Source organism: Alphaproteobacteria bacterium US3C007 (assembly GCA_034423775.1).
Taxonomy (GTDB): domain Bacteria; phylum Pseudomonadota; class Alphaproteobacteria; order Rhodobacterales; family Rhodobacteraceae; genus Thalassovivens; species Thalassovivens spotae.
In genome coordinates this window covers 3329749-3344104 of record CP139918.1, presented here as the reverse complement: position 1 = coordinate 3344104, position 14356 = coordinate 3329749, and the positions used below count along the sequence as shown (strand labels likewise).

Genomic DNA, 14356 nt, shown 5'->3' with positions numbered 1-14356 from the left:
GTTGGAGAGTGAAATGCGTATTCTATTGGTTGAAGACGATGCGACAACATCGAAAAGTATCGAGATGTTGCTATCTCATGCTAGTTTGAACGTGTATACGACAGATCTTGGAGAAGAAGCGATCGACTTGGCCAAACTCTATGATTTTGACCTGATACTTCTAGATTTGAAATTGCCGGATATGAGCGGGCATGAGGTGTTGCGACAATTGCGCTTGGCGCGGATCGATACGCCGACGCTGATATTATCGGGCGATGATAATACAGATAGTAAAATTCGGGGCTTGGGCTCTGGCGCAGATGATTATTTGATCAAACCATTTCACCGTGAAGAGCTGGTTGCGCGGATCTATGCGATCATCCGGCGGTCGAAAGGGCATTCTCAATCGATCATTGAAACAGGTAAAATAGCGCTTAACTTGGATGCAAAAACCGTAGAGGTGGATGGAAAAAGCGTACATCTGACTGGAAAAGAATATCAAATGCTAGAGCTTCTTTCGTTGCGCAAGGGAACCACATTGACCAAAGAGATGTTTCTAAATCACCTATATGGTTTTATTTATAATATAAAAAATGTTTATTTACATATACTTAAATTTACTCTTGGTCGCACTATTTCAAGTATATTGCACACAAATTGCACACGTGTTACTTAGGGATTGCACAATAAGTGCATCAATAAGTTACACACGGATTGCACATGCCAAGTTTTCAGCAACTCCCATCAGGTAGATGGCGCGGCCAAGTACGGCGCAACGGATCTAGCTATTCCCGAACGTTTGATAAAAAAGCTGAGGCGCATGATTGGGCGCAAGCGACTGAAGTTGCCCTGAAGCAAAAAGCAGTAAATGGTGCAGTCGATGTGCCAGCGGCCATGACGCTCACTCAGGCGATTGAGGCATATCTTCGAAGCGTATCGCTAAAACCGGCTAACCAAGCCTCTTTAAGGGCGTTTGGGAAGGTTTTACTCACGCTTAGTTTACGTGACTTGAATGCAGCGACGATGCAACATTGGATTGATCATCGTCTAAAACAAGGCGTGACTGGCGCTACTGTTGCTCACAATATTGGTTTGATTTCTGGGTTGTTAAAGTGGCTCCGGTACAACCGTCATCTTGACGTTGATCTAACCTTAACCAAAAACGCTCGCGCTTCTCTTAGTGCCGCAAAAATAGACACGCACAGTCAAGAGCGTGATCGATACCTGACAGATCAGGAAATAGAATTGATGCGCCATACGTTTGATCATCAGGACAAGCTAAAGCTGCCAATGTCGGATTTAATGGATTTTGCAATGGCCACAGCGATGCGATTAGGTGAGATTTGTAGAATTACACACGAAGACTTTTCGCATAATGAAGGCACAGTAATTATTCGAGACCGGAAAGATCCTAAGCGCAAGTTGGGTAATCACATGCGCGTACCTTTGTCTTCTGTGGCTCGCAGAATAATTGCAGATCAAAAAACTACTGAGGGTCGAATTTTTCCATACAGAGCCGAAAGTATTTCGGTGGCTTGGATCTACGCGCGCAAAATAGCAAAGATTGAACATGCCACATTTCACGATTTAAGGCACCGAGCGATAACTGATTTGTTCGCTAAGGGTCTGAGCATTGAGCAAGTTTCATTGATTAGTGGTCATAAAACTTGGGCGCAGCTGAGGCGGTATACGCAAGTACAGCCGCAGTCAGTTGTTGAATTGCTGGGGTAGGGTCAATGGTATCAATAGGGGGTCAAGCATTAAGGGATGCTTCAAGGCGGGAAGCTAACTATTTGCGCGGCCTATCGGAAGATGAACTCAAAAAATATATAAAAAAAGAAGCAGATACTAAATTGCCAGATATACCGCTTGGGGGATTGGCTCTAAGGTTTTTAAAGGAAGATCCGAGTGAAGCTGTCAATTTGCTGCCAGCGGCAGTGACGCATAACGCAATTGCTGATTACTTGGCTGATGGTGGTGAATTACCGGCTGACGTAGTCAAGTGGTTCGCTGAAAGAGTTAAAGATCCAAAATTGCTGCAACAAAAAGCAGGTCGCAAACCGGCTTACGCTTTGCACCATACAATAAGACGTTTCATTAAAATATTAAGCGAAGAGCTAGATTTTGGCGTTGAGGAGGCAATGATCTTTGTTGCTGATGCAGTTGGGCGTGGTGAAACGTATATCAGGGATATCTGGTACAAAAAAAATAAATTGTCCGACAAATAACCCCCAGTGCTTAGAATAATGGGTTTTAAGTAGGGTCTGATCAAACGCTGCACTAAAGGAGTTTGATCATGTCACCAAGGCTACAAAATTTTCTGCTGGAGAAGCGCATTCTGTTGGACACAGATTGGGCTGAGTTAAACAACTGGAACAAAGAAACGACTAAGGCAAAATTTGCCCGTCGCGAGGTGCCAAAGTTCATCAGGGTAAAAAGCCTCAAAATCATCAAATATGACGACGCAGAAGAGTTTTTGCTTAAGCAAGATACTGCACAAGAAAAACTAGGCGCAAAAGCCGCTGCTGCTGATCTGCTGAACAACTCCAAATAAAAAACCCGCCGCACGAATGGGAAAGCGCGACGGGCCAAGGAACTTATGACAACCCGAATATACGCGATTTTTCTGCTGCGGCAAAGCCCGAAGAGGTATGTCGATGACGAAATTTTTAGATGCAGCATTGGAATATGCTGATCGTGGCTGGAAGGTGTTTCCACTGTGGCCGAATACAAAAAAACCTATCCGCGATGGTGGTTTTCATAACGGCACCACAGATGCCACGCAGATCGAGCTCTGGTGGAGTGAGCATCCAAATGCAAACATAGGGTTAAATCTAGTCGCTAGTGGTTTGGTGGCTGTTGATGTTGATAGCTATAAAAAGGAGTGCGAATGGGAGGGCTTCAAGGGCGACAGACCTTTTGAGCCTGAGTGTATCCATAGAAGCGCTAGGGGCGGCTGGCATTACATATTTAAGGCTGAAGAGGGGCAAACCTTCAGCGACCCATGCTCTGGCGTTGAGATTAAGCATAAAGGTTATATCGTGCTTGCTCCATCGACTTTCGAAGGGAAGCCTTACACTTGGGTGCAAGATGATGAGCCAACTCCCGCTCCCGATTGGCTGCCAAGCACAAAAGAAAATAAGCCATTTGAGTTTAGAGATAGCAAAGACAAGCAGTCTGACAAAGATCTGATCGACTTGATCAAGACCGATCGGTGGATTGAAAATATCATGAAGCTTGTCGCTCGCTACGTCCAGCGCGGTTTGCATGATGATCAAATACACGCTGTTACTGATCTATTAACTCTGAAAGGTTACACAGTAGACGATACCCGCAAAGACGTTCAGAAGCTCATAGATGGCGCTCGTAATAAGGGGTGGGGTGTAAGGCCTGACAAAACCGACGCCTCTGCGAAGATAAACTGGATGCGACTGTCAGATTTGGCAGAAAGGCCACTTAAGGAACGGGAATGGACAGTTGATGGCTGGATACCTAAGGGGCAAGTTACGCTTCTGTATGCAGACGGAGGTGTGGGAAAAAGCCAGATTGTCTTACAACTTTTGACCAGTGTTGCCGTGGGAGAAAACTGGTTTGGTTTAAATACTTCAAGCGGGTCTGCGCTTTACCTGGGTGCAGAGGATGACACAGATGAATTACACCGTCGCTTTCATGATGTGATCAATGCGCGTTTTAAGAGTTACGACGATTTTCCAGATGTGATTTTCTCAAGTCTGGCTGGCGAAGATGCATTATTGGCTGACTATGATCAAAAATCTAACAAGTTAAGCCCGTCTGCAGTAATGAAAGAACTGACTGCAGCGATTGTAAAGCACAAGCCTACAATTTGCGTAATTGATACGCTGGCAGATGTTTTCCCCGCTGATGAAAATAGCAGGGCATTAGCACGGCAATTTATAGGCATGCTGCGCAAGCCAGCTATTGAGCATAAATGCGCACTGGTGGTTCTTGCCCATCCCTCGCTTTCAGGCATTTCTACAGGCCGTGGAACCTCAGGCAGCACGGGTTGGAACAACAGTGTTCGCAGTCGCATTACCATGGAGCGCGATGAGCAAAACCCTGATCGGCGCATCCTGAAACTTGCGAAGTCAAACTACAGTAAAATTGGCACAGAGATCAGCATCACGTGGGAAAACGGTGTGTTCGTGCATGATCCAAAGTTATCAGGGTTAGATGCACAGGCGGCTAACAGTAAGGCGCGACGTGTATTCTTAAGCCTACTGGAGAGCCAAAATGAAAATGGAGAAAGTGTAAACGCAAACGGCGGTAGCACACATGCGCCTAAGTTTTTTGCGGAACACAAAATGTCTGAGGGTGTAACCAAAAAGGCCTTTGGGGTAGCCATGAAGTCGTTACTGGCAGAAGGCGTGATTAAGTCAGAGAAAACACAACGCGGCACCCGATTAGTTGTGATTAAGCGATGACAAACCCCTTACAAACCCGTTTTCAAACCCCGTCCAAACGTGGGTACATACCGTGCGCAAACCGCCTACATACCCCCTGCACACACATCCCCCATACCCCCTATGGGTTTGCAGCCCCCTTTGGGGCGGGCTGCCCCTTCAAGGGGATTTGAAACAGATGCAGGGCAGCATCAAAACTGAGCTTAACACCCTAGCAAAAGCTAAACCGCTAGGCAGGTGTCTTGCATCCGGCGTACCCGCGATGGATTGCGGTTGGGAGAACCTAATTACAAGGAAAAAATGCCTTTAATGCTTCTATGGCTGATATCGGGAATGAATTTGAGTAATGTATATCACGTAAATCGTTATCAGTGATGCTGTTCAAATTAGAGCTCACCAATGATACCAGTAGATCCCCTGATAAAACTTTGTCTGAAGGCATGCAAAACAAACGTTTCTTGGATTCATCATCGTCATATATAGTTGATACAACCAATGCCTCAGCCACGCCCCGCGTATAACCAGCGTATAATAATAGTAAAATGCCTTCAGCGTTAACACCTTCTAATACACTTTTCGTGTCAAACTCAGGTGCAGTTTCATCCGCCAGCAAGGATTGGGGTAGTAGAAAAAGTAAAAATATAAACACGAGGCGTCTCATAATTCCATCCATTTAGCAGTATCTATAGCGCTCTTCAGTTATTTTGATGCAGGTGTGGGGAGCTTCAGGCACCTCAGAAACGTGCACATCAAAAAAACCGAGCGGTTCCAAAACTATTACTTTAAGAGCTATCCAGATAAAAATAGCTGAGGGTATGCAGACTGCCGCAATGATCAAGCGTACAAAATTACGCCATATAAATTGATCGAAGCTATTCACAGGGAAAAGCCCCCGCCCAGCTAGGCGCGATCAGGAGCAATATGAGGGCGAGGCGTTGGATCATTTTATCTCCATTTTTTGAGCTTACTGGGATCATTTTTTTTTGGCTTTAGGTCTCTTAATCAAGGTGCGCGCTTCAATTTTGCGCCTCTGATAAATGCTTTCAAATTCTACTGGAGGCAATTGATCGCCTATTTTTGCAGAAATTTCCTTTGGCAGGTAGCCCACCATGGTAGGCGTTAAAGTATTTCCAGAAATAAGAATTTTAATTGCATTCCGGTCATGTGGATTGTTGGGCTCGCGCTCTAAAATCGCTTCAACTACCACATTCTCTCCTGCTTTCGCCAACCAATCGCAGACGAAATTCACTTCCCGTTTAAAATTGAACGATCCTTGAACTTCAAAGTATTCATCGATTTTATAACTTTTCCGTTCTTTAATGTCATTATTCAGTCTGAATGCCTCGTAATCATGGCCATCCGCGGATGTACGTTTACCTGCACCATGATACTTAGGAGAGGATAATGAGCCCTCCGAATTTAAATCTTGTTCAGTTAGCCCATGCTTGTCTATATACCGCTGTTGGACTTCCTTAGAATTGCCCTCTTTGTTGGCTTTCTCGAAGTCATGAAACATTTTCCAAGCTTCTTTGTTGCCTTCCTTTATGATTTGTTGGGCATCAAAATCATCGCTAGGACTGCTATCTTTTTTTCCAAAAAGCCAATTAAATATACTCACGCTAAAGCTCCTTTTGATATCAAAGATTACCCACAGTGGTTCCTATTGCAACAGTCTTGTCACGGGTACGTGCAGTCGCCAACGATCTGGCCATTCAGATTTTCAGATCAGACTAAAGTTCAGAACAAAAAGGTACTCTAGTGACAGCCTGTCACGGGTACGTTCATGCTGCAACTTGCAGGCAGCGTGCGATTTCCAACAAGGGGGAAGCACTCATATTTGCCCAATATTGCCGTTACCTAAAATCACTAAATGTGATATATTATCAGCATGTTAAGCATCAATATTGAGGCACATATGATATATTCTTCAAAAGAGCTGGCAATGGCCGCCCATTACCCAGATCCACGCATATTTCTTAACGAAGTTGCGCGTTATCACCTGCCAATAGAGGCAAAACGCATCATCCGAGGCTCAAATCGCTATAGTTTGACTGATATTGTGCTGGCTCTGACATTAGGTGAACTCAAAGCTTACGGTTTCCCCATGGCTGTCGCGGCTGATCTCGTTAAGCGGATCAACTTAGAAGTTTTGGGCGTCGTATTAGACGAATTTACGACAGGCGTTACTGATAAGTTGATTATCTGCGTTCCACAGCGCGCTGATTTAGATGAAGAATTCTCTACAGTGGTGACAAGCTGGCAAGACTTCGTTGCTTTTGCTGAGACAGACTGTGTGAACGCCATACCGTTAGATTTATCGGATACAGTGCGCGCAAAACTTGAGGGGATATTTTGATGTTTCTAACCCCAGATCAAATACTGCAAACAGCCAAGCGCAGCGAAGAAGCCAACCGACAGCGCATGCGTGACTGCTATTGTGAGCTTGGTAACGCATTTGCAGACGCTTTATTTGATGTTTGCATGGCTGAATGGAGAACTGGCCCAGCTACGACGTGGATGCGCCTTAATAGCTCTGCAAAAGATCACATTCTGCATGCGTGGCAATATCGCGATGATATTGAGGGCGTTTTGCTGATCCGCAAAGATCTTGATGAATATGTGCCGCTTTTCGTCCACCGGCCAAGCCTAGCGCACAAGCTGAGCAGTAAGACATCACTCTGGATTAATTTTCGAGCAATTAAGGAGGCTATGGCTGATGAATAAAACGGCACCCGTATCGCTATCTAAAGAGCGAGTAGCAGACATAATCGCTTTATCTCAGCGTGAATTTGATGATCGCGAGGCAAAGATCAAAACAACAATGGTATCTGACCCCACAGGCCCAGAGCGGCCTATGAAGCGCGGATACACGGCAGTGCGCTCACATGGGCGCTCTGCATATGAAATCGAGGCCAATGCTGATCTTGGCCACGTTATGGCGTCAGGACTGACGCTGGCAATTCTCAAAGATGGCAAAGCACGACAGCAAGTCGGCGCTTTAACGGATTATCAGGATGGCCGAGCATTGGCGCGCTTCTCTAGATCGGAGAAGGGCGCAGAGGCTGAAAACCTTTTTGCCAGCGGTGATGCTCAACTTGCGATCAGTACAACACGCACAAGAGACGGTCAGGACAGGCCGGTCGCTTTAACTATGCGTGCAAGTAAGGGGGCTTCAAAAATGGAAAATGAAGCACAACAAATCGCCCATCTCGGGCAAAAACACGGTCTACAGACTGAAGCAACTGCGGCCATTGCCGCTGGAACTTCACTGGAGGCTTTCCGGTCAACTGCATTGGATAAGATCGGCAGTGATCCACTAAATACGCCAGCGGTTCATAATACAGAGCGCCGGTTTTCATTGGGTAACGTGATTAGGGCGCAAATCTCAGGTAACTGGGATCACGCATCTTTTGAACGTGAGGTTAGTCAGGAGCTTGCCCGCAATTACCCTACGCAACCGCGTGGGATCGTTGTGCCAAACATGCTGACACGAACAACCATGACAACTTCCAACGTTGCCAACTTGGTTGACGCATTACCACGAGGCGATCTGTTCATTGACAGCTTACAGCCGCAGAGCGCGGTTATGGCTGCGGGTGCCACCGTTTTGTCTGGATTGGGTAAAGGGATCACTATTCCTAAAGCCACAGGCGATCTTACAGCCTCATTCGTTGCTGAAGGTTCCGCAATCAGTGAGAGCAATCTGACAATCGGATCACTAAGCTTGTCACCTAAGCGGGTTAGCTCAACTGCGAGCTTTACGCTGGAAGCGCTGGTTCAATCAGATCCAAGCATCGACAACTTGGTGCGTAATGATCTGACACGCCAGATTGCTCAGGCGATTGATGATGCGGCGCTAGAAGGTGACGGATCAGGAGCCAACCCAACGGGCATAGCGTCAACTTCAGGCATCAACACGCTGGCAACCACTGGATCGTCTACCATGACGCATGCAGAGGCGCTCACAGCGCTGTCTAAGCTAGAGGAAGATAACGTGAGCAGCGAAGGGGCGGTATTTATTTGTCATCCCTCAAACTACGCAACGTTGGCTTCTACAGTTGTTGATTCTGGCTCTGGTCGCTTTGTTATCGACAATGGCACCATCCTTGGCCGTCGGGTTATCCAGTCAACGCTCTGCACGGCTGGCACTGTTTATCTTGGGCAATATCGCGAATGCGTTGTGGCTCAGTTCGGTGGCTTGGATCTGGTGGTTGATAACTACAGCGAAGCACGGTCTGCGAAGGTTCTGATTACCCAGAATCAGATGACAGATATTGCTGTGCGTCACCCAGTGGCATTCTGCAAAATCACGCTGACAGCGTAAACGAATAGCTGCGGGTTTTCGGGTTCTTCTTCCGCCCATGGTTTACCGCAGCTTGCCCCACCTCAGGTAAGCCCTCAGTTGGCTCGCTACCCTCTGAGGTGAGGTGGGGCGATAAAAACAGGAGTTATGACACATGAATTTATTAGCTATCGACACAGACAGATCGCGCAGCTTCAGGTTTCTGAAAATGCAGATGTCACTTGCTTTGCCAATCATCAAAGCAGAGCTATCGCCGTTTCGCGACTATGGTTGCAAAATGGAATGCTGGCTGGAAGGCTGTTTGTTTGGGGAAGGGCTGACGATCTATATAAGTGACATCCCAGATCCAACCCAAACAAAGCCATTGCAGCTAAGCGCAAGCTTTGAGGTGATCAAGGGCAGGGTGGTTGTCCAATGTCGTGGTCAGAATTGCGCTGTGTTGCCTCTGGCAGACTTAACCGCCCACCAGATTGCTGAGGCTTTCTGTGATGCAAATCAGCATGAGCTCGTCAGAGCTTTTACAGAAATCTGTGATTTCGCTGAAGCTAGACGGGATGACGGCTGGTAGATTTACAACTGCCGTCGCGCGACGGCAAACCCACGCAAGCGATTGATATTGCTTACAAAGTTTTACCTCGCGCGAGGTAAAAGTAACTCAATCCATTGATATTGCTTGAAAAAGCTATTCGTCGCGCGACGGAAAACGCAGTCAACGCATTGAAATAGCTAAACTTTAAGTGGCCGTTTTCTCTTTCGCATATTTTGCGCGGATATCTTTTTGTATTTGGCAAAGTTTGTTTTTCAGCTGCATGGTGCCTCCCCTCATCGTGCATGTTTTGCACACGTTAATACTTAATATAATGATTTAATTGTAATAAATATCACCTATATGGCGGTATGGATGAGCCGGAACTTAAGATAATAGATGTTTTTATTTGTAAATTGCGTAAGAAATTATCGCGTGCCAGCGCGAATGAAAATTATATCGAAACCGTCTGGGGCAGGGGTTATGTTTTGAAAGATCCCAAACCCAGCCCAAACGAACCGGTTGCTATGGCTGTTGGTGCCTAAACAAATTAAAGATTCTTCTCTGGACCGCGGTTTCAAGCCACTCTATCACAGAGCCAATAGGCTTGGAGTGGACAACCGGTGGATACTGAGAGGATCGATGTTGCAAAACTGACAAGGGCGGAAGCTGAAAATGAGCTTGCACGCTTGGCATCGCTTTTAAATCAAGCAAATATTGCCTATCATGCGAACGATAATCCGCTTATCAGCGATGCAGATTTTGATAGCCTGAAACGTCGAAACGCTGAAATTGAAACGCGTTTTGCTTCGTTGAAGCGCAGTGATAGCCCTTCGGATAAAATTGGTGCTGTCGCCGAGTCTGGGTTTTCAAAAGTTGCGCATAGCCAACGCATGCTTTCGCTTGGAAATGCGTTTGATGAACAGGATGTTGATGAGTTTGATGAACGCATTCGGCGTTTTTTGGGCCTTAAGGCTGAGGCCGTTTTAACCTATACTGCAGAACCGAAGATTGACGGGCTTTCATTGACGCTGAGATATGAAGCTGGGCAGCTTGTGCAAGCGGCCACGCGGGGTGATGGCAGTGTTGGCGAAAATGTCACTCAAAATGCGCGCATGATCGCAGATATTCCGCAGGTTTTAAAAGATGCTCCGCCCGTGTTGGAAGTGCGCGGAGAGGTTTACATGGCGCGTTCTGACTTTCAACGTTTGAACGAAACCCAAGCCCAAGCCCAAGCCAAGCGATTTTCCAATCCGCGCAATGCGGCGGCGGGGTCTTTGCGGCAGTTGGATGCAGAAATTACGCGTAGCCGGCCATTGAAATTTTTTGCCTATGCTTGGGGTGAGCTTTCCCATCCGCTGGGAGCCTCGCAAAGCGAGGTTCTCAAATTCTTTTCCAAGCTGGGGTTTGAGATCAATCCATTAACGCTTACTTGCCAATCTGTTGCGCAGTTGATTGCGCAGTATCAACATATTTCAGCGCTGCGGGCTGATCTGGATTACGATATTGATGGGGTGGTTTATAAAATAGATGAGCTGGCGCTTCAGCAACGATTGGGAGAGCGCTCGACAACCCCGCGCTGGGCGATTGCGCATAAATTTGCAGCCGAAACTGCCTGGACGGATCTGGAAGCGATTGACATTCAAGTGGGGCGGACCGGCGCCCTAAGCCCGGTTGCCCGTCTTGTGCCGGTAACGGTTGGGGGCGTTGTTGTGTCAAACGCGACGCTTCATAATGAAGATTATATCTCGGGTTTGGATTCCAATGGCGCCAAAATTCGGGCTGGGCGCGATATACGCCCCGGCGATCGTGTGCAAGTGTATCGCGCGGGTGATGTTATTCCCAAAATTGCTGATGTTGATTTAACCTTTCGCGATCAAGCTCGCGCCAAATATACATTTCCGCAAAATTGCCCCGAATGTGGCAGCCCTGCGATCCGAGCAGCTGGTGATGCGGTGCGGCGCTGCGCCGGGGGGTTGATTTGCCCTGCGCAAAGCACTGAACGGCTTAAGCATTTTGTTTCGCGCAAAGCCTTCGACATTGACGGGCTCGGCTCAAAGCAAATTGAAATGTTCTTCAAAGATGAAGGTCTGCCGATCCGTGAACCGGCTGATATTTTTACGCTCCAACAGCGCGATGAAGAAAAAATCGCGCAACTGAAAAATCGCGATGGCTGGGGGCGTAAAAGCGCCGAAAATTTATTTCAAGCGATCCAGGAGCGTCGCACCATTGGCTTTGGCAGGATGCTTTTCGCGCTGGGTATTCGTCACGTTGGAGAGGTGGGTGCAAATGTATTGGCTGGCCATTATAAAAAATGGAGCACCCTGATCGAGGCGCTTGATCAAGCCCAAAATGCCCAGAGCGAGGCATGGGCCGAGTTGCTATCGATTGATGGGGTCGGCGAGGTGATGGCGCAATCGCTTGTTTCTGCGTTTCAATCGCCTAGCGAACGAGCCGCGATTGAGAGGTTATGCGGGTGGTTAGAGATTACAGATGCAGAGACCATTGCCGCGCAGGATCATGTTATTTCGGGAAAGACGGTTGTGTTCACCGGCTCTCTCGAAAAAATGTCGCGCGCTGAAGCCAAAGCGCAAGCCGAACGGCTTGGTGCAAAGGTTGCAGGGTCGGTTTCGGCCAAAACAGATTTTTTAGTTGCAGGCGCTGCAGCGGGGTCAAAAGCCAAAAAAGCCGTAGATTTGGGCATAACCGTGCTTGATGAGGAAGAATGGTTGGCTATGCTTGCGCCATTATGACAAGCCGACCAGAAATTCTTTTTCCCCTTTTCGCCGACCTTTCAACCTTAACGGGGGTTGGCAGCAAAACGGCAAAAAGCTTTTCCGGTTTACAGGTATTTCGCCCGCGCGATTTGATTTTTACCTTGCCGCAATCGCTGATCGATCGGTCTTTGGTGGCAACTGTTTATGGCCAACCAACGGGCAAAACCGTGACGGTTTCGGCTTTGGTTCTGGCGCATCGGCCCGGCGCCAGAAAATCAGCCCCCTATCGCGTTGAGATGGAAGATTCGCGCGGCGTTTTCCAATTGATTTTTTTTCAGGCCCGGGCGGATTACCTTGCTAAGGTTTTGCCGGTTGGTGCAACACGGCTGATTTCTGGCAAAGTGGAAAGTTTTGATCAGCTTATCCAGATTGCGCATCCTGATTATATTTTAGAGGTCGAACACAGCGCCTCTATTCCGGCTATTGAGCCGGTCTACCCGCTCACGGCGGGGATCACTCAGAAAACAGTCGCAAAAGCGCTGGGCTCGGCCTTGACCAAGCTGCCCGAACTGGAAGAATGGATTGATCCTGCACAAAAAGCCCGCTCTGGGTGGCCGTCTTGGCAGCACGCAGTCCAAATCGCGCATCAGCCGCGCACGATGGCTGATTTGATGGCCGTTGCACCGGCGCGGCAGCGCTTGGCGTATGATGAATTTATGGCGCATCAACTGACGTTGGGTTTGGCGCGTGCGCGCTTGAAAAAAGCTGCTGGAAGGCCTTCTATGGGCACAGGTTTGTTGCGCCGCGCGGTTTTGGCCAGCTTGCCGTATCAAGCAACAAAGGCGCAGCTTCGCTCAATCGATGAAATTGCGGCGGATATGCGTGCGACGTCACGCATGAACCGGCTGCTGCAGGGCGATGTGGGATCAGGAAAAACGCTGGTTGCCTTTATGGCCTTGCTGATTGCGGTTGAAGCTAAGGGGCAGGGTGTTTTAATGGCCCCAACCGAAATATTGGCGCGTCAGCATCTTGAAGGCTTGCAGCCGCTTGCAGAGGCGGCGGGCGTTTCCCTAGCGCTTTTGACAGGGCGTGACAAAGGCAAAGACCGCCTGGCAAAATTGCAAGCTTTGCACACCGGTCTAACCGATATTCTTATTGGCACGCATGCGGTGTTCCAATCTGATGTAGCGTTTTGCGATTTACGGTTGGTGGTGGTTGATGAGCAACACAGGTTTGGCGTACGCCAGCGTTTGGAATTGGGCCGTAAAGGGGATAGGCCAGATGTTTTGGTGATGACGGCCACTCCGATTCCACGGTCTTTGGCTTTGGCGCAATATGGCGATATGGACGTGTCGGTTTTGGATGAAAAACCTCCTGGACGGCAGCCTATAACAACCGCAATGGTCTCAACTGAGCGCATCCAAGAGGTGCTTGGTCATCTGCGTGCGGCGATCAAAACTGGACAGCAAGCCTATTGGGTGTGCCCATTGGTGGAAGAAAGCGAAGTGCTGGATTATAAATCTGCCAGCGATCGATTTGCGTCGCTGCGCGCTGCTTTGGGTGAGGGGGTGGTTGAGCTTGTGCATGGGCAAATGCCCGCCCCCGATAAAGATGCGGCAATGGCGCGCTTTCAAAGCGGTGATGCAAAAGTTCTTGTGGCAACAACCGTGATTGAGGTGGGGGTTAATGTGCCACAGGCAAGCATAATGGTTATCGAACGCGCCGAGGCGTTTGGACTGGCGCAGCTTCATCAACTTCGCGGACGCGTTGGGCGGGGCTCGCAGAAATCAACCTGCCTTTTGCTTTATCAAGCGCCCCTATCTGCAGGTGGCAAAAAACGTTTGGAAATTTTAAGGCAAACGGATGACGGGTTCGTGATCGCCGAAACGGATTTGCAAATGCGCGGGGCGGGAGATTTGATCGGCACGGTGCAATCTGGTCTGCCGCAGTTTCGTATCGCGGATCTCGAGGCGATGACGGATTTAATGGAAACCGCTCAAAGCGATGCGCGCACGTTGCTAAGCCTTGACCCAGAACTCACATCACAGCGCGGAAAGGCCGCGCGCGGTCTGCTTTGGTTGATGGAACAAGATAAAGCAATTCATTTATTGTCAGTGGGTTAGCCAAGATATACGCACTTTGTTCTCAAATGTTCTCGAAAAACCTTTACATTCCCCCAAAAAAATGGGAACAAAGCATAAACATGAGTTGGGGTGATACAATGCGCGAAATAAAAGCAATTCTGAAACAGTCTGGTGAACATGTGATCAAAGACATGTTCGGTGCGGTGTCGTTGATGTTTATACTGGGCGTTGCCTTGCATCTTCCAGGCTGGTCTTGACCCTGTATGAAAGCCTGAATTCATTTCTACATAACAAATGACGGTGCTCAGACCAACAAGCCGGGCACG

At 48.1% G+C, this 14356-nt stretch carries 13 protein-coding genes and 2 pseudogenes; 13 read left to right on the top strand and 2 right to left on the bottom strand.

Annotation, left to right across the window (positions count from 1 at the left end; translation table 11 throughout):
- Positions 1-13: 13 nt before the first annotated feature.
- The 5 genes and pseudogenes from UM181_15990 (at position 14) to UM181_15970 (ending at position 4421) form a co-directional block, all read left to right on the top strand.
- A pseudogene (locus UM181_15990) lies at positions 14-553 on the top strand (DNA-binding response regulator).
- A gap of 320 nt (positions 554-873) precedes the next feature.
- Complete coding sequence (locus UM181_15985) at positions 874-1710, top strand: site-specific integrase (protein WQC62792.1); 837 nt, start codon at positions 874-876, stop codon at positions 1708-1710.
- A gap of 5 nt (positions 1711-1715) precedes the next feature.
- The gene (locus tag UM181_15980; GenBank protein ID WQC62791.1) at positions 1716-2207 is read left to right on the top strand and encodes a hypothetical protein; all 492 of its coding nucleotides are present in this window, start codon (positions 1716-1718) and stop codon (positions 2205-2207) included.
- Between the two features lie 68 nt (positions 2208-2275).
- Complete coding sequence (locus UM181_15975; protein ID WQC62790.1) at positions 2276-2533, top strand: hypothetical protein; 258 nt, start codon at positions 2276-2278, stop codon at positions 2531-2533.
- A 103-nt stretch (positions 2534-2636) separates the two neighbouring features.
- Positions 2637-4421, top strand: coding sequence for an AAA family ATPase (locus UM181_15970; GenBank protein ID WQC62789.1), 1785 nt, complete (start codon positions 2637-2639; stop codon positions 4419-4421).
- A gap of 262 nt (positions 4422-4683) precedes the next feature.
- Here UM181_15970 and UM181_15965 read toward each other — a convergent pair whose 3' ends face one another.
- Both UM181_15965 and UM181_15960 read right to left on the bottom strand, forming a co-directional pair.
- Complete coding sequence (locus tag UM181_15965) at positions 4684-5073, bottom strand: hypothetical protein (GenBank protein ID WQC62788.1); 390 nt, start codon at positions 5071-5073, stop codon at positions 4684-4686.
- 300 nt (positions 5074-5373) lie between these two features.
- The gene (locus UM181_15960; protein ID WQC62787.1) at positions 5374-6018 is read right to left on the bottom strand and encodes an HIRAN domain-containing protein; all 645 of its coding nucleotides are present in this window, start codon (positions 6016-6018) and stop codon (positions 5374-5376) included.
- Between the two features lie 297 nt (positions 6019-6315).
- Between UM181_15960 and UM181_15955 the strand changes: the two genes are divergently transcribed.
- The 8 genes and pseudogenes from UM181_15955 to UM181_15920 all read left to right on the top strand — a co-directional run bounded on the left by UM181_15955 (position 6316) and on the right by UM181_15920 (position 14287).
- On the top strand, positions 6316-6756 hold the full coding sequence (locus UM181_15955; protein ID WQC62786.1) for a hypothetical protein: 441 nt from the start codon (positions 6316-6318) through the stop codon (positions 6754-6756).
- Entirely contained in the window at positions 6756-7124 is a 369-nt protein-coding gene (locus tag UM181_15950; GenBank protein ID WQC62785.1) for a hypothetical protein, read from the top strand. The genes UM181_15955 and UM181_15950 overlap by 1 nt, the downstream gene beginning before the upstream one ends.
- Positions 7117-8724, top strand: coding sequence for a phage major capsid protein (locus UM181_15945; protein WQC62784.1), 1608 nt, complete (start codon positions 7117-7119; stop codon positions 8722-8724). Before UM181_15950 ends, UM181_15945 begins: the two co-directional genes overlap by 8 nt.
- A gap of 133 nt (positions 8725-8857) precedes the next feature.
- A complete protein-coding gene (locus tag UM181_15940; GenBank protein WQC62783.1) occupies positions 8858-9271 on the top strand; it encodes a hypothetical protein in 414 nt (137 codons plus the stop codon).
- A gap of 314 nt (positions 9272-9585) precedes the next feature.
- Positions 9586-9774, top strand: a pseudogene (locus UM181_15935) (helix-turn-helix domain-containing protein).
- A 78-nt stretch (positions 9775-9852) separates the two neighbouring features.
- A complete protein-coding gene (ligA, locus tag UM181_15930) occupies positions 9853-11982 on the top strand; it encodes an NAD-dependent DNA ligase LigA (GenBank protein WQC62782.1) in 2130 nt (709 codons plus the stop codon).
- The gene (recG, locus tag UM181_15925; GenBank protein ID WQC62781.1) at positions 11979-14069 is read left to right on the top strand and encodes an ATP-dependent DNA helicase RecG; all 2091 of its coding nucleotides are present in this window, start codon (positions 11979-11981) and stop codon (positions 14067-14069) included. Before ligA ends, recG begins: the two co-directional genes overlap by 4 nt.
- A gap of 80 nt (positions 14070-14149) precedes the next feature.
- Complete coding sequence (locus UM181_15920; protein WQC62780.1) at positions 14150-14287, top strand: hypothetical protein; 138 nt, start codon at positions 14150-14152, stop codon at positions 14285-14287.
- Positions 14288-14356 lie beyond the last annotated feature (69 nt).

What these genes read in the sequence shown, in the direction of transcription:
- UM181_15945 (WQC62784.1), top strand. Translation starts at nt 7,117, where the DNA reads ATGAATAAAACGGCACCCGTATCGCTATCTAAAGAGCGAGTAGCAGAC.
- UM181_15955 (WQC62786.1), top strand. Translation starts at nt 6,316, where the DNA reads ATGATATATTCTTCAAAAGAGCTGGCAATGGCCGCCCATTACCCAGAT.
- recG (WQC62781.1), top strand. Translation starts at nt 11,979, where the DNA reads ATGACAAGCCGACCAGAAATTCTTTTTCCCCTTTTCGCCGACCTTTCA.
- UM181_15965 (WQC62788.1), bottom strand. Translation starts at nt 5,073, where the DNA reads ATGGATGGAATTATGAGACGCCTCGTGTTTATATTTTTACTTTTTCTA.
- UM181_15985 (WQC62792.1), top strand. Translation starts at nt 874, where the DNA reads ATGACGCTCACTCAGGCGATTGAGGCATATCTTCGAAGCGTATCGCTA.
- UM181_15980 (WQC62791.1), top strand. Translation starts at nt 1,716, where the DNA reads ATGGTATCAATAGGGGGTCAAGCATTAAGGGATGCTTCAAGGCGGGAA.
- UM181_15975 (WQC62790.1), top strand. Translation starts at nt 2,276, where the DNA reads ATGTCACCAAGGCTACAAAATTTTCTGCTGGAGAAGCGCATTCTGTTG.
- UM181_15970 (WQC62789.1), top strand. Translation starts at nt 2,637, where the DNA reads ATGACGAAATTTTTAGATGCAGCATTGGAATATGCTGATCGTGGCTGG.
- UM181_15920 (WQC62780.1), top strand. Translation starts at nt 14,150, where the DNA reads ATGAGTTGGGGTGATACAATGCGCGAAATAAAAGCAATTCTGAAACAG.
- UM181_15940 (WQC62783.1), top strand. Translation starts at nt 8,858, where the DNA reads ATGAATTTATTAGCTATCGACACAGACAGATCGCGCAGCTTCAGGTTT.
- UM181_15950 (WQC62785.1), top strand. Translation starts at nt 6,756, where the DNA reads ATGTTTCTAACCCCAGATCAAATACTGCAAACAGCCAAGCGCAGCGAA.